We start from the raw sequence: 21,525 nt of genomic DNA on the forward strand, positions 1-21,525 counted from the left end.
GCGATTTTATGAACATTCCGCATTCTCTGCGGCGCTCTGCGCGCGGAACGGTGAAACATTCCGTCAAAGACAAAATTTGCCGGATGGATACACGGCGGAAGGAGGCGTATTTTCCGCCCACGATCAGGGGTGCGCCGCGCCCTTAAAAACCGCTTCCCGGAGGATAGCGCTCGATGAGCCAGACACCGCTTCACAAGACCACTGCAGAGACCGGCGCGCCGCAGGCTCCGTTTGCCGAGTTCGCTCCGCCGGTCCGACCGCAGAGCACGCTGCGTCAGGCGATCACCGCCGCCTACCGCCGCCCGGAAACGGAAGCGCTGCCGGCGCTGATCGAAGCGGCGACGCTCGACGCCGCCACCCGCCAGGCTGCCGCCAAGACCGCCCGCAAGCTGATCGAGGCGCTTCGCGCCAAGCACAAGGGCTCGGGCGTCGAAGGTCTGGTACAGGAGTACTCGCTCTCCAGTCAGGAAGGCGTGGCGCTGATGTGCCTTGCCGAAGCGCTGCTGCGTATTCCCGATACCGCGACACGGGACGCGCTGATCCGCGACAAGATCGCCGACGGCGACTGGAAGTCGCATATCGGCGGTGGCCGCTCGCTGTTCGTCAACGCCGCCACCTGGGGTCTCGTCGTCACCGGCAAGCTCACCTCGACGGTCAACGATCGCAGCCTTTCGGCAGCGCTCACCCGCCTCATCGCCCGTTGCGGCGAGCCGGTCATCCGCCGCGGCGTCGATATGGCCATGCGCATGATGGGCGAGCAGTTCGTCACCGGCGAAACCATCGACGAGGCGCTGCGCCGGTCGCGCGCGCTCGAACAGAAGGGCTTCCGCTACTCCTACGACATGCTCGGCGAAGCGGCGACGACGGCTGCCGACGCGGAGCGCTACTACCGCGACTACGAGCAGGCGATCCATGCCATCGGCAAGGCATCGGCCGGCCGCGGCATCTATGAAGGCCCCGGCATCTCGATCAAGCTCTCGGCGCTGCATCCGCGCTACGCCCGTTCGCAGGCCTCGCGCGTCATGGAAGAGCTGCTGCCGAAGGTGAAGGCGCTCGCCGTCATCGCCAAGAAGTACGACATCGGCCTCAACATCGACGCCGAGGAAGCCGACCGCCTCGAACTCTCGCTCGACCTGCTCGAAGAACTCTGCCTCGACAAGGACCTCGCCGGCTGGGAGGGCATGGGCTTCGTCGTCCAGGCCTATGGCAAGCGCTGCCCCTACGTGCTCGACTTCATCATCGACCTTGCCCGCCGCGCCCAGCGCCGCGTCATGGTGCGCCTCGTCAAGGGCGCCTACTGGGACGCCGAGATCAAGCGCGCCCAGCTCGACGGTCTCGAAGACTTCCCGGTCTATACCCGCAAGATCTACACCGACGTCTCCTACATCGCCTGCGCCAAGAAGCTGCTGGCGGCAACCGACGTGATCTTCCCGCAGTTCGCGACCCACAACGCCCAGTCGCTGGCGACCATCTACGAAATGGCCGGCAAAGACTTCAAGGTCGGCAAGTACGAGTTCCAGTGCCTGCACGGCATGGGCGAGCCGCTCTATGACGAGGTGGTCGGCAAGGGCAATCTCGACCGTCCCTGCCGTATCTACGCGCCCGTCGGCACCCATGAGACGCTGCTGGCCTACCTCGTACGCCGCCTGCTCGAAAACGGCGCGAACTCCTCCTTCGTCAACCGCATCGCCGACCCGAAGGTCTCGGTCGACGAACTGATCGCCGATCCGGTCGAAATCGTTCGCGCCATGCCCGTCGTCGGCGCGCCGCACGACCAGATCGCGCTTCCCGACAACCTCTTCGGCGAAACGCGCCGCAACTCCGCCGGTCTCGACCTTTCGAACGAAGCGGGCCTGACTTCACTCACCGCAGCGCTGCAGGCAAGTGCGACCGTCGACTGGAAGGCCGTTCCGCAGCTTGCAACGGGGCCCGCCTCCGGCGAAACCCGCGCCGTCGTCAACCCCGGCGACCACCGCGACGTCGTCGGCTCGGTCACCGAGGCATCGGAAGCCGACGCCCGCCAGGCAGCAACCCTTGCCGCCAAGGCGGCTGGAAGCTGGGCCGCCGTCTCGCCGGCCGAGCGCGCCGCCTGCCTTACGCGGGCTGCCGACCTGATGCAGGCGCGCATGCCGACGCTGCTCGGCCTCATTGCCCGCGAAGCCGGCAAGTCGCTGCCGAACGCCATTGCCGAAGTGCGCGAGGCGATCGACTTCCTGCGCTACTATGCCGAACAGACCCGCCGCACGCTCGGCCCGGCCCACAAGGCGCTCGGCCCCATCGTCTGCATCAGCCCGTGGAACTTCCCGCTGGCGATCTTCACCGGCCAGATTGCCGCGGCACTCGTTGCCGGCAACCCGGTGCTGGCAAAGCCGGCGGAGGAAACCCCGCTGATCGCCGCTGAAGGCGTGCGCATCCTGCATGAGGCCGGCATTCCTGCCGACGCGCTGCAGCTGCTGCCCGGCGACGGCCGCATTGGTGCTGCGCTGGTGGCAGCACCCGAGATTGCCGGCGTGATGTTCACCGGCTCGACCGAGGTCGCCCGCCTGATCCAGGCGCAGCTTGCCGACCGTCTTTCTCCGGCCGGCCGGCCGATCCCGCTGATTGCCGAGACCGGTGGCCAGAACGCCATGATCGTCGACAGCTCGGCGCTTGCCGAACAGGTCGTCGGCGACGTGATCGCCTCGGCCTTCGACAGCGCCGGCCAGCGCTGCTCGGCGCTGCGTGTTCTCTGCCTGCAGGAAGATGTGGCCGACCGCACGCTTTCGATGCTGAAGGGCGCGCTGCACGAGCTGAAGATCGGCCGCACCGACCGTCTCTCGGTCGATGTCGGCCCGGTCATCACCGCAGAAGCCAAGGGCATCATCGAAAAGCACATCGACGCCATGCGCGGCCTTGGTCGCAAGGTCGAGCAGATCGGTCTTGCCTCCGGAACCGAACAGGGCACCTTCGTGCCGCCGACGATCATCGAGCTCGACAAGCTCGCTGACCTCAAGCGCGAAGTCTTCGGTCCGGTGCTGCACGTCATCCGCTATCGCCGCGACGATCTCGACCGGTTGATCGACGATATCAATGCCACCGGCTACGGCCTCACCTTCGGCCTGCACACGCGTCTCGACGAGACCATCGCCCACGTCACCTCGCGGGTGAAGGCAGGCAACCTCTACGTCAACCGCAACGTCATCGGCGCAGTCGTCGGCGTTCAGCCGTTCGGTGGCCGCGGCCTCTCCGGCACCGGACCCAAGGCCGGCGGTCCGCTCTATCTCGGCCGCCTCGTCGCCACAGCCCCGGTTCCGCCACAGCACAGCTCGGTTCACACCGATCCTGTTCTGCTCGACTTCGCCAAGTGGCTCGACGGCAAGGGTGCGAAGACTGAGGCCGAAGCTGCCCGCACCGCCGGCAGCAACTCGGCTCTCGGCCTTTACTCCGAGCTTCCGGGCCCCGTCGGCGAGCGTAACCTCTATGCGCTGCATCCGCGTGGCCGCGTGCTCCTGGTACCGGCCACGGAGACCGGCCTCTACCACCAGCTGGGCGCTGCCCTTGCCACCGGCAATACCGTCGTCGTCGACGCCGCTTCCGGCCTGCAGGCCTCGCTGAAGGATCTGCCGGCGAGCGTCTCCGCACGCCTTTCCTGGTCCAAGGACTGGGCGGCCGACGGCCCGTTTGCAGGCGCCCTCGTCGAAGGCGACGGCGCCCGGGTGCGTGAGGTCAGCAAGGCGATCGCCGGCCTGCCGGGCCCGCTCGTCCTCGTCCAGGCGGCCTCGAGCGAAGAGATCAGCAAGAACCCCGACGCCTATTGCCTCAACTGGCTGCTCGAGGAGGTCTCGACCTCGATCAACACGGCGGCTGCCGGCGGCAATGCCAGCCTGATGGCGATCGGCTGATCGAAACCCGCCTCCGATAAGAATGCCTCTCCCGAACGCGGGAGAGGCGATGAAGAGGCTGAGGCTTCACCCAGCGGTGATGGCCGTACTCTCTCCACCTCATCCCTGTGCCCCGTCACAGGGATCCAGCCGCGCCGCGTCGGCGGCACGAAAAACATGCCGCAGCAGATAGAGAGTCTTCTCACGGCGCAGACGCGCCGTGATTGGATTCCTGCGACAGGCACAGGAACGACGGGGGAGAGGCATGCGGGCCCCATTCATTGGGCGCGTGGCACCGAACCAGGCCCGGTACCCGCACCGATCCAAACCGTTGTGGCGCCCTTGCGCGCAATCCGTTATCAGCGTCTGAGAAACGGAAGCGGCCATGTTCACCCTCAAGCGCATCGAAACGGCAACCCAGGACATCAAGAAGAGCCGTTTTCTGGCCTTTGCCGCGCCGATTGCCGATGAACAGGCGGCAAAGGAATTCCTCGCCTCCCACTCCGACCCCACGGCCAACCACAATTGCTGGGCATGGCGCATCGGCCAGGCCTACCGCTTCAGCGACGACGGCGAACCGAGCGGCACGGCCGGAAAGCCGATCCTCGCGGCCATAGACGGCCAGGAACTCGACCGCGTCGCGGTCGTGGTCACGCGCTGGTTCGGCGGCATCCTGCTTGGCAGCGGCGGCCTGGTGCGCGCCTATGGCGGCACGGCGGCCTTGTGCCTGCGGGCGGCGGAAAAGATCGAGATGATCGAGACGGTGCGCGCCACAATCGCCGTCGATTTTTCCGACATGGCGCTGATCAAGGCGCGGCTCCTTGCCCGCGACGTGACCATTGCGGGCGAAAGCTTCACGGACAAGGGACCGATCCTGACGGTCGATCTGCGCAAGGACGAGGCCGACGCGATCCTTGCCATGGTCGTCGATCTCAGCCGCGGCAAGGCCGTGGTGTCGCTCGACGACTAACGCCCGGCGCGCCCGCGCTCCAGAAGCTCTGACCTGCGGTCGAGACCGGGTTTCTCAAGTGGGTTTCTGAAGCAGCCTTGGGAAAAAAGTGTGCGCGGCTCTCTCGTCTTTATCCTGCTCTAATTTACGCGCTTGAGCCCGTCATATTAGAAGCGCTCCACGCAGCCTATGATCGACGACGCACAACAGGAGACGGCACGATGAAGACGAGAGTTCTTGGCAAGACCGGCGCAACCATATCCGAGATCGGCTTCGGCGCCTGGCAGATCGGCGGCTCCTGGGGCGATGTCAGCGAGGCAGACGGCAAGCGGGCGCTCAATGCCGCGCTCGACGCCGGCGTGACCTTCGTCGACACCGCCGACGTCTATGGCGACGGCCGTTCCGAAAAGATCATCGCGGCGGTGCTGAAGGAGCGCGGTGGTGACAAGCCCTTCGTCGCCACCAAGGCCGGCCGTCGGCTCAACCCGCATGTAACCGAAGGTTACAACGGCGCCAACATCGAAGCCTTCATCGACCGGAGCCTCACCAATCTCGGCGTTGAGACGCTCGACCTCGTGCAGCTCCATTGCCCGCCGACTGAAGTCTACTACCGGCCGGAACTGTTCGGCGCACTCGACCGGCTCGTTGCCAAGGGCAAGATCCGTCACTACGGCGTGTCGGTCGAAAAGGTCGAGGAAGCGCTGAAGGCGATCGAATATCCGGGTGTTGCGACCGTGCAGATCATCTACAACATGTTCCGCCAGCGGCCGCATGATCTGTTTTTCGCCGAGGCGCAGAAGAAGAATGTCGGCGTCATCGTACGCGTGCCGCTCGCCTCCGGCCTGCTCTCCGGCAAGATCACGCGGGAAACGGCTTTTGCCGCCGACGACCACCGCAGCTTCAACCGCCATGGCGAAGCCTTCGATGTCGGCGAGACCTTTGCCGGCGTGCCGTTCGAGGCCGCACTGGAAGCCGTCGAGCAGTTGCGACCGCTGGTGCCTGAAGGCGTGCCGATGGCGCAGTTCGCGCTGCGCTGGATCCTTGAGCAGCAGGCGGTCTCGGTGGTCATCCCCGGCGCCCGCAACGAGACGCAGGCGCAATCGAATGCCGCCGCCAGCGCGCTTTCCGGTATCGGCGATGAAACCAAGGCGGCGATCGCCGCGGTTTACGAGCGGCTGGTGAAGGTTCATGTTCATCACCGCTGGTAATTGACGCCCCGGTCGAAGGGCGGCCAAGGGAGGCAGAGCCATGACCGACCCCTTCGATCTGCAACGGTTCGTCACTGCCCAGGACCGCGTCTATGCCGCGATTCTGGATGAACTGCAGCAAGGACGCAAGCAGACGCACTGGATGTGGTTCGTCTTCCCGCAGCTCGCTGGGCTGGGTCATTCACCGATGGCCGAACGCTATGCGATATCAGGGCTCGACGAAGCGTCGGCGTATCTCGTCCACCCGGTGCTTGGCGCAAGGCTCCGGGAATGCACGGAACTGGTCAATTCGGTTTCGGGAAGATCGGCCCATGACATCTTCTCCAGCCCCGATGACATGAAGTTCCGGTCATCGATGACGCTCTTTACCGAGGTCGAGAAAAGCGGGAGCCCGTTCGGGGAGGCGCTTGAGCGCTATTTCGCGGGAGAAAAGGATCGGCGCACTATGGATTTACTGGCGCAGCGGCTTTGATGCCGGCGTTCAAGCACTGAGGAAACGCCCTTCGGCGATAGTCAGAGGCTGGGCGTCGAATTGATCAAAAAGAACAGGATCGTGAAGGCGCAAACCGAAAGGCCAGCAACAATCACCAGCAGTTCTTTCATCATGTAGCGATACATCGGCACCTCCTTCCTTCAGCGGCCCTTTCCTCCTTCATATAGGAATCCGAAGGGCCAATTTTCACACGCCGGCGTCAAAAGATCGTGAAGCCATTGCAGCTTCCGTGCTCGGGCTCGTCATCGCCGCAGTCCGACTACCGACGCACTCGGGCATGTAAATCATTATATGCCAACGTATATTAATGTCTCCTAATCCTTTCGAAGGGCAGCTCTGCGAAGGGGCAAGGCGGCGCGAGCGAAAACAAACTCTACAACCGCAGTTGACGAACGGTAGACCACTCCCTAAATCTACACCCAACGTCAGGTTTAGATAGGTACCGCATTGTCATCGCTCATGCAGATTGGAGAATTGTCGGAACGTGCCGGCGTCAGCCACCGCACGATCCATTACTACGAGCGGCTGGGGTTGGTGGAGCCGGCCGAGCGCGAAGGGGCCGGCTACCGCTACTATGACGAGACGGCCTTGAAACGGCTGGAGAAGATCGCGGCGCTGAAGCGCCTCGGCCTCAGCCTCGACGAGATCGCCGCTGTCATCGACCTCTATTTCGAGGATGCAAGCGGCATCAGGGGCAAGGAGCGCGTGCTGGAAATCCTGCAGGCCCAGCTCGACAAGGCGAACGCCCAGCTTGACGAACTCTCCGCGTTCAAACGCGACCTGGAAAACAACATCGCCCGCATGCACGGCCTGATCGCGCAGGCGCGGCAAAAGTAGGGGCGACACGGACAGGAACCGGCACGCGCACAATCTACACTTAACGTCAGGTTACATTATATTCGCCGTCGCCTTTCAACTTCTCGCTCGTGCTCTGCTTCCGCTGTTGGCGGCGCCACCTATCCCCTCCCCTGCGCTTGGCCATCCACGATCGCGACGCGCGACTTCATGACCACCTTCCCCCAACCAGACAAAAGGAGCTCTGGACATGCCGCATACACGCTCTCTCGCGGTGCTTACCGCCCTCGGCCTTGTCGCCGGCGCGGCAACCGCAAACATTGCCCTGGCAGAGACGGTGACGACCGCTGCGGCCCGTAGCGGCCAACCCGCGGCCACCACCATCGACGCCGTCATGCCGGCCGGCTACCGCGAGGCGGGCCGCCGCACCGCCGTCGTCGATAGCGAAGGCGCGGAACTTGTCCGCTACCAGCGCGCGGACGGACGCAATGCCGCGCTCGGCGGCGAACATTTCAGCACCATCATCGCCGACAATGGCCGCCTCAAGGGCTTCGCCCGGATCGATCTCGATCTCGTCGACGGCCAATTGCCGACGCGCGAGGAAGCGCAGGCGATCGCCATGGATTTCCTGCGCAAGGCGGCGCCAGACCTTCTGCCCGGATTGAGGATCAGCTGGATCGACCCGCATGACGAACCGCTGCGAGTTACCCGCAACGGGCGCGCCCAGGACCTCACCCTCACCGGCATGAAGGTCAAGATGCGCAATGAGGCCGACGGTCTCTGGATGTGGGTTATCGTCGGCGCGGACCGCAAGGTCATGGTCTTCGAGCGCGACATTCACTGGATCAGCTTCCCCGGTCGCCGCGGAACGGAAAAGTGGCTCCACGATGCCTGGCTCGTCGAGAAGGGATACAGCGTCGGCCAATCCTGAAAGCTGGAACGCTGGCGGAACGCATCGCGGTCTCCACGGATCGCGGTGCGCAGCACACAGGCGCTTCCTAAAATGTCGGCACGCCAAAAGCCGACGGCCACGTCGCTCGGTGTTTGGATGAGTGGCGCGCGGATCGCTGAACACTACCGACGGATGCCCGCGCGGGGCAGTGACTGCGACAGGGGGGCTATTGCCACACCATTTCCTTGGCAAAATCAGGATCGGCCTTTGAATCTGCCGCCAGCTTGCAGGCGCCGTCTGACATCGCGGTCAGCTCCCCGCCGACCAGGATCCCGTATATGACCAGAAGGTGTTTTTCGTGATAGTCCTTCTGCTCCGCCGTGAGTTTGTCAGCACCGGCGGGTGCAAGTCCCTCGAAAGCCTTCGAGACTTTTTTGTCGTCCAAAACAAACCCATCACAAACCGCCGCGATCGCTGCCTGGTGAGCGATCAGTTGCAGAGTTGCGATTTGCTCTGTGTTCAGCGCGCCTTCCAAGAGGTCGATGGCGTGCAGGCGCACAAAGCTCGTCGCCGGGTCCTTGGCAATGGCCGAGACGGATGTGAGGCAGAAGGCCGCGCCCACAGCGAATGAAAGCCAGAACTTCATGATGAAATCCTTCCGGGTCAGAAAACGCGGCTTGTCCAGGCGGGGAGATAGGTCCCGCTGTTGTTGTAACAGGCGACCTGGTTCGGATAGCAAATCACGCCAGCGGAAGGGCTGAAGGGCGCACCACCGTAGGAAGGCCGAGGCCCAACATATTGGTTCTGATGGTGGTGGTCATGCGAGGATGCCGCAGCCGCGACGCCACCGAGAAGCAGCCCTCCGACCAGTGCAGCCGTATCGTCGGAGTGCCAGCTGCGTGCAGAGGCGGAGCCCACCGCAACACTCAGGCAAAAGCTGGCCAGAAGTATTCCTGCTGCAAACCTCGCCATCCCGTTCTCCCCTGAAAACCCAAGGCGCCGTTTCCATCACTGCTGCGTGCAGGGTGACAGGATACATCCGTGAGTCAAGGGAGGGTTCGCCACAAGGTTCATGCTTGCAGGACCGTCAGACCCTGCAGAAATTCCTGTAAGCGATTGAAAAGAATGGCGCACCCGAAGAGATTCGAACTCCTGACCCCCAGATTCGTAGTCTGGTGCTCTATCCAGCTGAGCTACGGGTGCTTTTGCCTGAAGCGGTCGAACCGCTTGCGTGAGCGGTTCTCTAAAGGGTCCTTTCGGGGATTGCAAGCGCCGTTCCGCAAAAAATTTCATTTTTACGACGATGGCCCGATCTGCTGTGGACAGTCCTCGGCAGGACGATGCAGCAACACCCTGGAAAGCAGGACATTGTCGCGATGGAAGCAGCCACGGAAAAAAATATCGCGGATGCTAGACCGCAGCCCCGCCAGCGTCGCTTCGGCGGATTTACCAGTTCTAATGGCGAAACTTCGAGCGGAAGGCGTCGAGGGGCACCGGCCGATCGGGTAGTTCGATGCGGAAGAGCGTACCCGGCGTCGGCTTTTCGACGAGGGCGATCGTGCCGCCATGGGCAAGCACCAGCTCGCGCGCAATCGCCAGCCCAAGGCCGGTACCGCCGGAGCGGGCCGAGCCGCGGAAGGCCGCGAACAGGTTTTCCCGCGCCTTCGGCGGCATGCCGGGGCCGGTATCGTCCACGGAGATGGTGACGACACTGCCGATGCGCATGGCCGAGACGGCAACGACCCGCGGGCGGCCGTCCTCCGGTTCGTGATTGGTCAGCGCCTGCACGGCGTTGCGGCAGATGTTGTGCACCACCCGGAAAAGCTGCTCGCTGTCGGCGTCGACTTCGAGATCGTCCTGCATCTGGATCTGGAAATCGATGCCGGACTGCGGATCGATCGCCAGCAGCTCGGCAACGTCGGAGACCAGCGGCTTTAGCGCGACGAAGCGCCGGTGCGGCTCGGCTTCGGTGGTGCGCCCATAGGACAGGACCTCGCGGGTGTAGCCGACGGCGCGGTCGATGGTGCGCAGCAGGGTCGGGGCGAAGCGCTTGACCACCGGGTCGTCCACGTCGGCGAGGCGGTCGGAAATCAATTGCGCCGAGGACAGGATGTTGCGCATGTCGTGGTTGATCTTCGAGACCGCCAGACCGAGTTCCGCCAGGCTCTTCTGCTGCTTCAGCGTCTTCTGCAGTTCACGCTGCATGCTGGCGAGATGCTGGCCGGCGACGGCGAGTTCGTCGCGCCCCTCAGGCGGCACCAGCACGCGGGCGGGATCGGCCGGATCGTTGGAGAATTCCTGCATGTTTGCCGTCATCCGCCGGATCGGCGCGATCAGCATGCGGTTGATGGCGAGAAAGATCAGCGCCGCGGTGATCAGCGAAATGATCAGCGACAGAACAAAGACGTTGCGCGAGTAGACGAGCATGGCCTTGCGCAGGCTGGCATCCTTCATCAGGAGCTCGATCGTCGCATCGCTCTCGCCAAGCGGCCCATAGACGCGGATCACCCGATCACCGCCGAAGAGCAGCGTGTCGAAGGCATCGCGGATCGAAGCAAAGGCGGTCGCGTTGGCGACGTCGTACTCGCCCTTAATCTCGAGCGGCATGTCAGTGAGCGCGATCATGCGCGAGGCATCCTTGCGTCGGATGACGATCGCCTTGGTGCCGGTCGCCATCAGCGTGTCTTTCTGCACGCTGCGCGGCAGCTCGACATTCTGCAGGCCATCGACGACGACGGCGGCAGCGGCCGCCGTGTTCAGCCGGTCCTCAAGCCAACGGATGCGCATGGTCGCAACGGACGGCGCAAAGATCAGCACCTCCGCCAGCATGACGAAGACGATGGTGAGCAGGAGCAGCTTGCCGGAAAGACCCCGGAAGAACCCCGCACTCGTCTTCAGTGGCTCGCTCGCCGTTGCCGGACGCGTCTCTTCCGCCATGCCTTACAAACTTCCCTGCCCGTCAAACAAAACGCCCGAGGCCGCGCACAAGTGCCCGAGCCAAGGGGCTTTGCGCCAAGGCTCCATAATAGGAGATGACCGCCTGATTTCCAATCTTGCAAGGGCGGAGCCGGGTGCGACATAGGCGCGGGCACCTTTCCGTCCCGCACGGTCGGTCATGATAAAGATCCGCGTCCCGCCCATCGTTCTCCCCTTGCGTCGCCGAAACTATGATTTCCGGCGCGCCCCCGCCTCAGTTCTGCCTACCTGCACAGAATCGGAATCGGTGTAAGTCACCCAGGGAACAGGTCTGCAGCGTCCCGGGACGACGTCCCGCGCGCGGCAACGGCGGCCGGGCCGTGCAGCAAGACAGGCGGCAGACATTCGAGGCCCGTAGAGCAGCGAACCCGCGGCGCCGTGAGGGCGCCGCGGGCTCCAATCATTCGGCGGGGAAAGCCGCCGATCAGAACTCTTCCCAATCGTCCTTGGCGACCGCCGCAGCGGAGCTGCCGCCAAAGGCGCGGGCGACGTTGCCCATCATGCGTCGCGCCGGCGATTCGACCGGGCGGGTGGTTTCGCGCGCAACCGCCATCGGCCTTGCCGCGGTGTTGTCGACCTTGAAGTAGGCGATCAGGCTGGCGAGATTGTTGGCTTCGCCGGAGAGCTTGTGGGTGGCGGCATTCGCCTCTTCCACCATCGCGGCGTTCTGCTGGGTCACCTGGTCCATCTGGTTGACGGCAGTGCTGACTTCGCTGAGGCCCGTCGACTGTTCACGCGCCGCCGTCGCGATCGAGTGGATGTGGTCGTTGATCTTGAGGACCCGCTCCTCGATCTCGCCGAGCGCCGATCCCGTCTCCTGCACCAGGCGGACACCGGTTGCCACTTCGCTGCCCGACTTGGAGATCAGCGACTTGATGTCCTTGGCGGCGCTTGCGGCGCGCTGCGCAAGTTCGCGAACTTCCTGTGCGACGACCGCGAAGCCCTTGCCCGCATCACCGGCACGGGCCGCCTCGACGCCGGCGTTCAACGCCAGAAGGTTGGTCTGGAAGGCGATTTCGTCGATCACATTGGTGATCTGGCCGATCTCGCTCGAGGCCTGCTCGATGCGGCCCATGGCATCGACGGCGTTGCGCACGACGGCCGCCGACTGCGCGGCGCTGTGCTTGGCCTCGTTGACCATGACGGTGGCTTCCTGCGCCCGCTCGGTGGAGCTCTTCACTGCAACAGTGATCTGGTCGAGTGCTGCAGACGTTTCCTCGAGCGCTGCTGCCTGCTGCTCCGTCCGCTTCGACAGATCGTCGGCCGCCGAACGCAGTTCGGACGAATTGCCGTTGATCGAGTCGGTGGTCACGCGAACCTCGCGCAGCGTCTTCTGCAGCGTCGACAGGGTTTCGTTGACGTTGTTCTGCAGCTCGGCGAAGGCGCCCTGATAGTGGCCGTTCATGCTCTGGGTCAGGTCGCCGGCCGCAAGGCTCGCTATCACCCGGCGGGTTTCGGCGATACCAGCATCGACGCTGCCGACCAGCTCGTTGACGCTGCCAGCGAAACGGTTGAGGTCTTCGTTCTCGTAGTCCTTGCCGATGCGCTTGGTGAAATCGCCGGCGGCGGCGGCCGCAACGACGACGCCGATGCTCGACTGCAGGTCGGCGCTCTTTTCACGCAGCACCGCCTCCTGCGCGTTGAGGTCGCGGACGGCAAGGCCATTCTGCTTGAAGACCTGCACGGCTTCTGCCATTTCGCCGATTTCGTCCTTGCGCCCGACGAAAGGCACGTCCGCGGCAAGATCGCCGCCAGCCAGCTGCTTCATCTTGCCCGTCAACTCGAGGATCGGACGGCTCAAATGGTTCGTGGCGATGTAGAGGGCCGCGCCGATGCCGGCGATGAGGCCGAGCCCGGCGATGGCGAGGATGGTGACGATCACGCCGCGCTCGAAGGTGGCAACGTCAGCCGTCACCACTTCAAGCGTCTTCAGGTTGATGTCGACAACGCCGTCGATCTGCTCCTGAAACGCCTTGCGGTTTGCGCGGTTGGCGTCGGTATTGCCCTGCTCGTTGGCGGCCTGCGGCGAGACTTCCTCGCCAAGCCGCGCGGTCTCGACACGGAAGGTCTTGAACTCCGCGGCGCGCACCACCAGCGTGTCGAAGGAGGCCATGGTTTCCGCCGGGATCAGCGGGCGCCACTCGGTCAGCAGCGTATCGATCTTGTCGAGATTCTTGCGAATGCCCTCTGCGAAGGGCTTGGCCTTCTCAATGGTCGGGGCGGCATAGATGCCACGCGATTCCATGACGACCGCGGTCACCAGACGGTTGAGGCGTTCCGCGTAGAAGGCGCGCTTCGCCACGTTTTCGTACTGGTGGAACTTTTCGTTGTATTTGCTGACAGCAACCAGCGACATGCCGGTTACCGCAACCGCCAGCACACTCATGATGCCGACGATTAGATTGATCTTACCGCGTATTTTCATCCCGACCTCCACGGAGTGACGAGAGCGTCCGATTATCGGACATGCCGCCGCCCCATATGCACCGGAAGGACCCTAAATAGGCGTGGTTAATAAAGCTCATCGACCTCGACCGGCAATCTGGGGAGCCCACGTTAGGGCTCCGTTTACCAATCTCCGCTAGTTGGCCTCCCTTTTCGCGGCTCGACAGATTGCCTTTGGCGGGCGCACCGGCCCTTTTTGCTGTGCTGCCGCCATTGAATCGCCGCCCGCAATTGACTTTCCGGGAAAATTCCCCTTATAAGCCGCGCACGTCCGGTCAAGCCCTCCTGCCCGAAATGGCGGAGCCATGTCCGATAACGTAAACGCTCCTTGCTACACGCAAACCCAAGAAGGGCCGCACACCGCGGTATTAAATAAATGAAGCGTACCTACCAACCGTCCAAGCTTGTCCGCAAGCGTCGCCACGGCTTCCGTTCGCGTATGGCTACCAAGGGTGGCCAAAAGGTCCTCGCAGCCCGCCGGGCTCGTGGCCGCAAGCGTCTTTCGGCTTAAGCCGAAACTGCCCGAAACCAGTGTCCGGGCACATGACGTCAGATAAAGACAAAACGACTGTCGGGCGGCTGAAAAGCCGTCCGCAGTTTTTGGCCGTTCGGGCAGGAGAAGGCCGCAGAGGCCCCCTGTTTCTCCTCGAAGTGCTCGACCGCAACGATCCGGAAGGCGAAGCCCGCGTCGGCTTCACCGTCACCAAAAAACACGGCAATGCCGTCGAGCGAAACCGGATCCGCCGACGCCTGAAAGAGGCGGTGCGGCTTTCCGCCGGGTTTGCAATGAAACCCGGACACGACTATGTGATTGTCGCCCGACGCGAACTCCTGAATGCTCCCTTCGACGCCTTGACCCGGGGCCTTCGCGAGCGCATCGAAAACAAGCCGAAACAGAAGCGGCCGCCGGCCGGTTCCAGGAAACTATGATGGAAAAAAACCGCAACTATTTCGTGGCGATTGGCCTGTCCGTGCTGATCCTCATTGCCTGGCAGTTCCTTTACGTCAATCCGAAGATTGAAAAGGAACGCATTGCTGCGGAAGCGCTGCAGGCCCAGCAGGCACAGTCGCAGTCGGCAACGCCGTCTCAGCAGACGCCGGGTCAGGCCCTGCCGGGTGGCGGCGCAATCCCGGGCGCCGGTGAAAACCGCGACCAGGCGATTGGCAAGTCGGCCCGCGTTGCGATCGACACGCCGTCGCTTTCCGGCTCCATCAATCTCACCGGCGCCCGCTTCGACGACCTGAAGCTCAAGGAATACCGCGAGACGGTCGATCCGAAGAGCCCGGTCATCACCCTCTTCAGCCCGGCCGAGACGACCGACGGCTACTTCGCCGAACTCGGCTACGTCGGCAGCGAGGCCACCGGCTCGGTTCCGGGTCCGCAGACCGTCTGGACGCTTTCGGGCGGCGACAAGCTGACCGCGGCAACCCCGGTCACGCTCACCTTCACCAACGAGAAGGGCGTCGTCTTTACCCGCACGATCTCGGTCGACGACCATTACATGTTCCAGGTGGTCGACAGCATCAAGAACGGTGCTGCCGAGCCGCTGTCGCTTTCGTCCTATGGCCGCGTGACCCGCTTCAACAAGCCGACGACGCCGAGCGTCTACGTGCTGCATGAAGGCTTCATCGGCGTTATCGGCGACCATGGCCTGCAGGAAGTCGGCTATTCGAAGATCGAGGACGACAAGGCCATCGAGCCGGGCAAGGCGACCGGCGGCTGGCTCGGCATCACCGACAAATATTGGGCTGCCGCGATCGTTCCGCCGCAGGCGACACCTTACGACACCCGCTTCTCGCACTTCACCGACGGCCGTGGCCGCTACCAGAGCGACTACAAGAGCGACGCCGTCACCATCGCGGCCGGGCAGTCGTCCGAGGTCAAGAACCTGGTCTTTGCCGGCGCAAAGGAAGTTCCCGTCGTCGACAACTACGAAGTGGCCTACTCGATCCCCAACTTCGACAAGCTGATCGACTGGGGCTGGTTCTACTTCATCACCAAGCCGATGTTCAAAATGATGGATTTCTTCTTCCGTCTGTTCGGCAACTTCGGCATCGCGATCCTGATCACCACGATCGTCGTCAAGGCCATCTTCTTCCCGCTCGCCAACAAGCAGTACGCATCGATGGCGAACATGAAGAAGGTTCAGCCGAAGATGGAGGAACTGAAGAAGAAGTTCGGCGACGACCGCATGGGTCTGCAGCAGGCGATGATGCAGCTCTACAAGGACGAGAAGATCAATCCGCTCGCCGGCTGCTGGCCGATCCTGATCCAGATCCCGGTGTTCTTCGCGCTCTACAAGGTGATCTACATCACCATCGAAATGCGCCATGCACCGTTCTTCGGCTGGATCCACGACCTTTCGGCACCCGATCCGACGACGATCGTCAACCTCTTCGGTCTCTTGCCCTTCGACGGCCCGGCCTTCCTGCATCTCGGCGTCTGGCCGATCATCATGGGCGTCACCATGTTCGTGCAGATGCGCATGAACCCGACGCCGCCGGATCCGACCCAGGCAATGCTGTTCACCTGGATGCCCGTGGTCTTCACCTTCATGCTGGCATCGTTCCCGGCTGGCCTGGTGATCTACTGGGCCTGGAACAACACGCTTTCGGTGCTGCAGCAGTCGATCATCATGAAGCGCCAGGGCGTAAAGATCGAGCTCTTCGACAATTTGAAGGGCCTGTTTTCGAAGAAACCCAAACCGGCGGAATGACGCCGGTCAGGCACGGTAAACGCAGAGCCCCGGACTTCGGTCCGGGGCTTTTTTGTTTTGACGCCACGGCACGACACAGGATGGCGTTGACGCGGGCGTTCGCTCCGGGCATCTGGCGTTATTGAAACCAGCGCGCCCCTGCTCCAGGACAAATTGCCATGACCGACCCGTCGGCCACCTCCGCCCCGTTCGCCGCCAGCGAGAAGCTTGGCGCCCTGCTCGTCTTCGGCTCGGCCTTCTTCTGGAGTTTCGGCGGCGCCATTGCCCGGTTCCTGCACATTTCCGACAGCTGGACGATTGTGTTCTGGCGCTGCCTCTTTGCCGGCCTGTTCCTGCTCGCCTTCATGCTGGTGCGTGACGGACCGCGCGGCACGGTGGCGCTGTTCAAGGGCATGGGCTGGCCGGGCATCGCCGTCGGGCTCTGTTTCACCATCGCCTCGACGTCCTTCATCATCGCCATCTCCTACACGACCATTGCCAATGTCGTGCTGCTCGGCGCCGGCGTGCCGCTGTTTGCGGCGCTGATGTGTTGGGCGCTGTTTCGCGAACGGGTCTCGCGCTTCACCTGGGGCGCGATCACTGCCGTCATCTTCGGCGTCGCGATCATGGTCTCGGAAAGCCTGACGGGAAGCGTGTCTCCGGTCGGTGATGCGCTGGCGCTGCTGATCCCGGTCGTCTTCGCGCTGGCGACCGTGATTACCCGACGCTACCCGCATGTGCGCATGACGCCGGCCACCTGCTTCGGCTGTTTTGCCGCCAGCGCCATTGCCGCCAGCCAGTCGTCGGGACTTTCGGTCACCGGAAGCGAGCTCGCGCTGCTTTTCGTCTTCGGCGCCTTCAACCTCGGGCTTGGCATGGCGCTCTTCGTCACCGGTGCCCGACTGGTGCCTTCGGCGCTCGCCGCCCTGCTCGGCACTGCCGAAACCGTGCTCGGTCCGCTCTGGGTGGCGATCATCCATGGCGAGGTGCCGAGCAGCCGAACGATCATCGGCGGCACCTTCATTCTTCTGGCGCTGCTCGCCTATCTCTTCAACGAGTTCCGGCGGACGCAAGCCATTCCCACACGGCCGGTCCGCACGCCGACGCCTTGACATCCACGGCCAAAACCTTGAAGCCAAGGACTTTCTCGATGAAGGACCGACCGCCGATGGCCGACACCAGACCCAAAGACGACAAGCCGCTGTTCGGCCGGCCGTGGATTTTCATTCGCGGCGTGCCCGCCATGAAGTTCCTGCCGCCGGAAGGACCGGCCGAGATTGCCTTTGCAGGCCGCTCGAATGTCGGCAAGTCGTCGTTGATCAACGCGCTGGTCGGCCACAAGGGGCTGGCAAGAACGTCCAATACCCCGGGCCGCACCCAGGAACTCAACTACTTCGTGCCTGACGGCTATTCCGGCGAAGGCGATGACCTGCCGCCGATGGCGCTGGTCGACATGCCCGGCTACGGCTATGCCCAGGCGCCGAAGGAACAGGTCGATGCCTGGACGAAGCTCGTCTTCGATTACCTGCGCGGCCGTTCGACGCTGAAGCGCGTCTATGTGCTGATCGATAGCCGCCACGGCATCAAGAAGAACGACGACGAGGTCTTCGACCTGCTCGACAAGGCAGCCGTCTCCTATCAGCTCGTGCTGACCAAGACGGACAAGATCAAGGCCGCCGGCGTGCCGCGGCTGGTCGCCGAGACGCTTGAGAAAATCAAAAAGCACCCTGCAGCCTACCCGGAGGTCCTTTCGACCTCCTCCGAAAAGGGCGAAGGGCTCGAAGAGCTGCGGGCAGCGATCGGCACTGCCATCACGCGCTAGAGGCTGCGCGATGGTCCGGCATGAGGGGCCTTTTGCGAAACCAATGTCTTTGATCTCTGTCACTACCCGGACATGCAATCCGCTCTATCTCTGCGTTGCGTCCAGATCGGTGGCGCGGCCAGAGATAGGAGAGAGACATGTCCGATTTGATCGTTGTCGGGTTCGATTCCCCCGAGGAGGCTGACAGGGTTCTGGTCCGGCTCGCCGGGCTGAAGAAGGAATATCTGATCGACCTCGAGGATGCGGTGGTCGTCGTGCGCGACACCGAAGGCAAGGTCCATCTCAAGCAGAGCCTCAACCTGACCGCCGTCGGCGCCACCTCGGGTCTGCTCTCCGGCTCGCTCTGGGGCGGCCTGGTCGGCCTTCTGTTCCTCAATCCGCTGGCTGGCTTTGCGATCGGCGGCGCGCTCGGCGCGGGTGCCGGTGCCCTTTCGGGTTCGCTCAGCGATTACGGCATCGACGACGAATTCATCAAGTCGCTCGGCAACACCATCCCGAACAATTCCTCGGCCCTGTTCATCCTGGTGCGCAAGGTTCAGCCGGAAAAGGTTCTCGCCGAATTCCCCGACTTGCGCGGCCGCGTGCTGAAGACGTCGCTTTCGCCCGAACAGGAACAAAAGCTGCAGGCGGCACTCTCTGGCGCCAGCGCGGCTTCTCCGCCAGCCGGCTCGTTCTAGCTGGATTTGCCCGCCGGTACGAAGGCAAGCGCCAGACCATTGATGCAATGGCGCTTGCCGGTCGGCGGCGGGCCGTCGTCGAAGATGTGACCGAGGTGACCGCCGCAACGGCGGCAATGGCATTCGGTGCGGCTCATGGACAGCGAATTGTCCTCCCGTGTCGCCACGGCACCCGGGAGCGATTGCCAAAAGCTCGGCCAGCCCGTGCCGCTATCGTATTTAGCGTCGGCGGAATAGAGCGGCAGCGCACAGCCGGCGCAATGGAAGATGCCCTTGCGCTTCTCGTGGTTGAGCGCGCTGGTAAAGGGGCGCTCCGTATCCTCGTGCCTGAGGATGCGGTATTGATCGTCGGTGAGCGTCGCGCGCCATTCGGCATCAGATTTGACAACCTCGAAGCTCTCCGTTCCGGCTGCCCACGCAAGCGACGTCAGATCGCGGGCCGCGAAGGCTGCGGCCAAGGCCGTGCCTGCCATCAGGAAGACGCGCCGGCTGATCATGCTAACCTCCCATTTGGACTCGCAATCGACGATACCGCTCGGACCGAGCCACGGCAAAACAATGCCGTTCAAACCGTCGTGACGCCGCGGAACGCCATCGGCCATACGGCCGATGGCAGGCACCAGGCCGCAAGTGGCGGCCCGGCGCAGCGGAAGCTACCCTTTCGGCAGGAGCACCTTGTCGATCACATGGATGACGCCGTTCGACTGTTTGACGTCGGCGATCGTCACCATCGCCGTGCCACCGGTCTCGTCGGTCAGCGTCAGCTTGCCGCCGTCTTCCTTGGCCTTCAGCACGCAGCCGCCAACCGTCTTCACGTCATGTTCGCCACCATCGTCCGTGACCATCTTGGCGATCGCCGAGGACATCGCGTCGGCGGAAACGACATGGCAGGTCAGGACCTTGGTGAGCTTCTCCTTGTTTTCCGGCTTCAGAAGCGTGTCGACGGTGCCGGCCGGCAATGCGTCAAAGGCGGCATTGGTCGGCGCGAAAACCGTGAACGGGCCCTTGCCTTGCAGCGTCTCCACCAAGCCGGCAGCCTTGACGGCGGCGACCAGCGTGGTGTGATCCTTCGAGTTGACGGCGTTTTCGACGATGTTTTTCTCCGCATACATCGGAGCGCCGCCGACCATCGGATTTTCGGCATGGGCGGCGAATGCGCTTGCTGCGAGAACGGACGCCGTGGCGACGACGCGAATTGCAGACCTGAACATCTTCTCTTCCTTCCTTTTTGAGGGGAGGCGGCTCTTGCGCCGCCCCGAAGCTGCCGTTCCCTCCTTGGGGAACATGACAAGCAACGGATGCGCGGAAGAAAGAGTTTCAGAAAATCTCCGGCAATTTATCCAATTGATAAATAAGGATATTTTCCAACACGGTGCGATCAGAGGTTCCGCGCCTTGCCAAGCGCGATGATCGGCCCGGTGGCCACGCCGGTTGGCGAACCGCCAAGCGGTTCGACACTGATGGCGAGGACCGAGCCGGCGGAGATCCTCGAGCGGAACGTGGAGGGAATGGCAATCTCGCCCTCCCCGGTCTGCGGCAGGACGCCGAGCGAGATCGCCGGGTTGCTGCCATTGATCAGCCAGAGCTCGAGCGATTTCTGTTCCGCCTGGTTCGCGGCAACGGGCGTCACCTTAAGACGACCGGACGACGGATCGAAACGAGCCACGAGATCGACGGCGCTGCCTTTTCCGGCGAGTTCGGCAATGAGCGAGGCGCCGGTCGACGGCGCCTCGAACAGGCCGGCCATGGAAGCGCCCATCACCATCAGCGCGGCGAGCGAGGCCAGCGCCAGCCCACGCCAGAGCGCCAGCGAATGCCAGAGCCCGCGCGAAGGCACGGGTTCGGGCCGCAGCGTATCGAAAAGCCGCTGTTCGATCGCGGAGAAAGCCCTGGGTGGTGGCACCACCGGGTCGTAGCCCTCGTCGAAGGAAGAAAGGTTGCTCTGCCAGCGATCGACCATGGCCGCGAAGTTGCGATCGGAGGCAAGCCTGGCCTCGACCTTGCGGCGGTCGTCGGCAGACAACACGCCGAGCACATATTCGCCCGCGATCACCTCGTCGCGGCGAAAGTCCCGGCCTTCTGGGGTTGGCGTTGTCATCGTTCCATACACTCTCGCAACTTCAGGAGACTGCGCCTCAACCAAGTCCGCATCGTGTTCAGCGGCACCGCGAAGACATCCGCCAGTTCCTGGTAGCTCAGGCCCTCGACATAGGCGCGCCGCACCGCGTCTGCGCGATCCTTTTCAAGCTCCTCCATGCAGGCATCGATCCGCCTGCCTTCCGCTCTCACAACTGCCGATTTTTCCGGATCGGCAGCAGGATCAGCCAAATCGTAGGCTTCGTCAATCACGTTGGCGGCCGGTTTGCGCGCACGGATGATATCGATCGCCTGATTGCGCGCGATCGCCGCCAACCAGGAGCTGGCCGCCGCCTGTCCTTGAACGAAACGGCCGGCGCGCTGCCAGATCTTGACGTAGATTTCCTGCAGCGCCTCTTCCGCTTCGCCCCGGTTTGCAAGGATACGCAGGCAGATGCCGAAGAGTTTCGGGCTCGTCTGGCGGTAGAGTTCGGCAAAGGCATCGCGATCGCCGAGCGAGACGCGGCCAAGAAGCCCGGCAATATCCTCGTCCATCATCCAGTGCGCGCCCCAAAGCTCGTTCACAGACGGAGATAGGGCGCCGATCACAATGTGCCAGCCATGCCGTCATTCCGG

Annotated in this window: 19 protein-coding genes and 1 tRNA gene; 12 read left to right on the top strand and 8 right to left on the bottom strand. The window is 63.4% G+C overall.

What is annotated here, in order from left to right; genetic code table 11:
* The first annotated feature begins 173 nt into the window (after positions 1–173).
* The 6 genes from putA to XB14_RS15895 all read left to right on the top strand — a co-directional run bounded on the left by putA (position 174) and on the right by XB14_RS15895 (position 8,236).
* Positions 174–3,881 carry a trifunctional transcriptional regulator/proline dehydrogenase/L-glutamate gamma-semialdehyde dehydrogenase gene (putA, locus tag XB14_RS15870; RefSeq protein ID WP_077962523.1) on the top strand — a complete coding sequence of 1,236 codons (3,708 nt, stop codon included), beginning with the start codon at positions 174–176 and terminating at the stop codon, positions 3,879–3,881.
* Positions 3,882–4,245: 364 nt separating this feature from the next.
* Positions 4,246–4,830 (top strand): IMPACT family protein, encoded by a 585-nt coding sequence (locus XB14_RS15875; protein WP_077962524.1) that lies wholly within the window; start codon positions 4,246–4,248, stop codon positions 4,828–4,830.
* A gap of 200 nt (positions 4,831–5,030) precedes the next feature.
* Positions 5,031–6,017, top strand: coding sequence for an aldo/keto reductase (locus XB14_RS15880; protein WP_077962525.1), 987 nt, complete (start codon positions 5,031–5,033; stop codon positions 6,015–6,017).
* Between the two features lie 40 nt (positions 6,018–6,057).
* Positions 6,058–6,489, top strand: a complete 432-nt coding sequence (locus XB14_RS15885; RefSeq protein WP_077962526.1) for a DUF1810 domain-containing protein — start codon at positions 6,058–6,060, stop codon at positions 6,487–6,489.
* A 480-nt stretch (positions 6,490–6,969) separates the two neighbouring features.
* The gene (locus tag XB14_RS15890; RefSeq protein WP_077962527.1) at positions 6,970–7,347 is read left to right on the top strand and encodes a MerR family transcriptional regulator; all 378 of its coding nucleotides are present in this window, start codon (positions 6,970–6,972) and stop codon (positions 7,345–7,347) included.
* 208 nt (positions 7,348–7,555) lie between these two features.
* A complete protein-coding gene (locus XB14_RS15895) occupies positions 7,556–8,236 on the top strand; it encodes a hypothetical protein (protein ID WP_077962528.1) in 681 nt (226 codons plus the stop codon).
* 187 nt (positions 8,237–8,423) lie between these two features.
* Here XB14_RS15895 and XB14_RS15900 read toward each other — a convergent pair whose 3' ends face one another.
* The 4 genes from XB14_RS15900 to XB14_RS15920 form a co-directional block, all read right to left on the bottom strand.
* Positions 8,424–8,843, bottom strand: a complete 420-nt coding sequence (locus XB14_RS15900) for a hypothetical protein (RefSeq protein WP_077962529.1) — start codon at positions 8,841–8,843, stop codon at positions 8,424–8,426.
* A gap of 480 nt (positions 8,844–9,323) precedes the next feature.
* Positions 9,324–9,400 (bottom strand) — tRNA-Arg (locus XB14_RS15910).
* 252 nt (positions 9,401–9,652) lie between these two features.
* Positions 9,653–11,134 carry a sensor histidine kinase gene (locus tag XB14_RS15915; protein WP_077962531.1) on the bottom strand — a complete coding sequence of 494 codons (1,482 nt, stop codon included), beginning with the start codon at positions 11,132–11,134 and terminating at the stop codon, positions 9,653–9,655.
* Between the two features lie 463 nt (positions 11,135–11,597).
* On the bottom strand, positions 11,598–13,598 hold the full coding sequence (locus XB14_RS15920; RefSeq protein ID WP_077962532.1) for a methyl-accepting chemotaxis protein: 2,001 nt from the start codon (positions 13,596–13,598) through the stop codon (positions 11,598–11,600).
* Positions 13,599–13,994: 396 nt separating this feature from the next.
* On the opposite strand from XB14_RS15920, the gene rpmH reads away from it, so the two are divergent.
* From rpmH to XB14_RS15950, 6 genes are all read left to right on the top strand, one after another.
* The gene (gene rpmH / locus XB14_RS15925; protein ID WP_077962533.1) at positions 13,995–14,129 is read left to right on the top strand and encodes a 50S ribosomal protein L34; all 135 of its coding nucleotides are present in this window, start codon (positions 13,995–13,997) and stop codon (positions 14,127–14,129) included.
* Positions 14,130–14,149: 20 nt separating this feature from the next.
* Complete coding sequence (gene rnpA / locus XB14_RS15930; RefSeq protein ID WP_077962534.1) at positions 14,150–14,548, top strand: ribonuclease P protein component; 399 nt, start codon at positions 14,150–14,152, stop codon at positions 14,546–14,548.
* On the top strand, positions 14,548–16,335 hold the full coding sequence (gene yidC / locus XB14_RS15935) for a membrane protein insertase YidC (protein ID WP_077962535.1): 1,788 nt from the start codon (positions 14,548–14,550) through the stop codon (positions 16,333–16,335). Before rnpA ends, yidC begins: the two co-directional genes overlap by 1 nt.
* Before the next feature lie 158 nt (positions 16,336–16,493).
* On the top strand, positions 16,494–17,426 hold the full coding sequence (locus tag XB14_RS15940; RefSeq protein ID WP_077962536.1) for a DMT family transporter: 933 nt from the start codon (positions 16,494–16,496) through the stop codon (positions 17,424–17,426).
* 56 nt (positions 17,427–17,482) lie between these two features.
* On the top strand, positions 17,483–18,136 hold the full coding sequence (gene yihA / locus XB14_RS15945; RefSeq protein WP_077962950.1) for a ribosome biogenesis GTP-binding protein YihA/YsxC: 654 nt from the start codon (positions 17,483–17,485) through the stop codon (positions 18,134–18,136).
* A 137-nt stretch (positions 18,137–18,273) separates the two neighbouring features.
* The gene (locus tag XB14_RS15950) at positions 18,274–18,813 is read left to right on the top strand and encodes a DUF1269 domain-containing protein (protein ID WP_077962537.1); all 540 of its coding nucleotides are present in this window, start codon (positions 18,274–18,276) and stop codon (positions 18,811–18,813) included.
* Here the strand turns inward: XB14_RS15950 and msrB are convergent.
* The 4 genes from msrB to XB14_RS15970 all read right to left on the bottom strand — a co-directional run bounded on the left by msrB (position 18,810) and on the right by XB14_RS15970 (position 21,447).
* Positions 18,810–19,310, bottom strand: coding sequence for a peptide-methionine (R)-S-oxide reductase MsrB (gene msrB / locus XB14_RS15955; protein WP_077962538.1), 501 nt, complete (start codon positions 19,308–19,310; stop codon positions 18,810–18,812). The genes XB14_RS15950 and msrB overlap by 4 nt on opposite strands.
* Before the next feature lie 156 nt (positions 19,311–19,466).
* On the bottom strand, positions 19,467–20,024 hold the full coding sequence (locus XB14_RS15960) for a fasciclin domain-containing protein (protein WP_077962539.1): 558 nt from the start codon (positions 20,022–20,024) through the stop codon (positions 19,467–19,469).
* Between the two features lie 167 nt (positions 20,025–20,191).
* Positions 20,192–20,911: an anti-sigma factor gene (locus tag XB14_RS15965; protein WP_077962540.1), complete on the bottom strand. Its 720-nt coding sequence runs from the start codon at positions 20,909–20,911 to the stop codon at positions 20,192–20,194.
* A complete protein-coding gene (locus XB14_RS15970) occupies positions 20,908–21,447 on the bottom strand; it encodes a sigma-70 family RNA polymerase sigma factor (protein WP_077962541.1) in 540 nt (179 codons plus the stop codon). The genes XB14_RS15965 and XB14_RS15970 overlap by 4 nt, the downstream gene beginning before the upstream one ends.
* Between the last annotated feature and the right edge of the window lie 78 nt (positions 21,448–21,525).

Source organism: Ensifer adhaerens, from assembly GCF_002007205.1.
In the GTDB taxonomy this organism is placed as follows: domain Bacteria; phylum Pseudomonadota; class Alphaproteobacteria; order Rhizobiales; family Rhizobiaceae; genus Ensifer; species Ensifer adhaerens_D.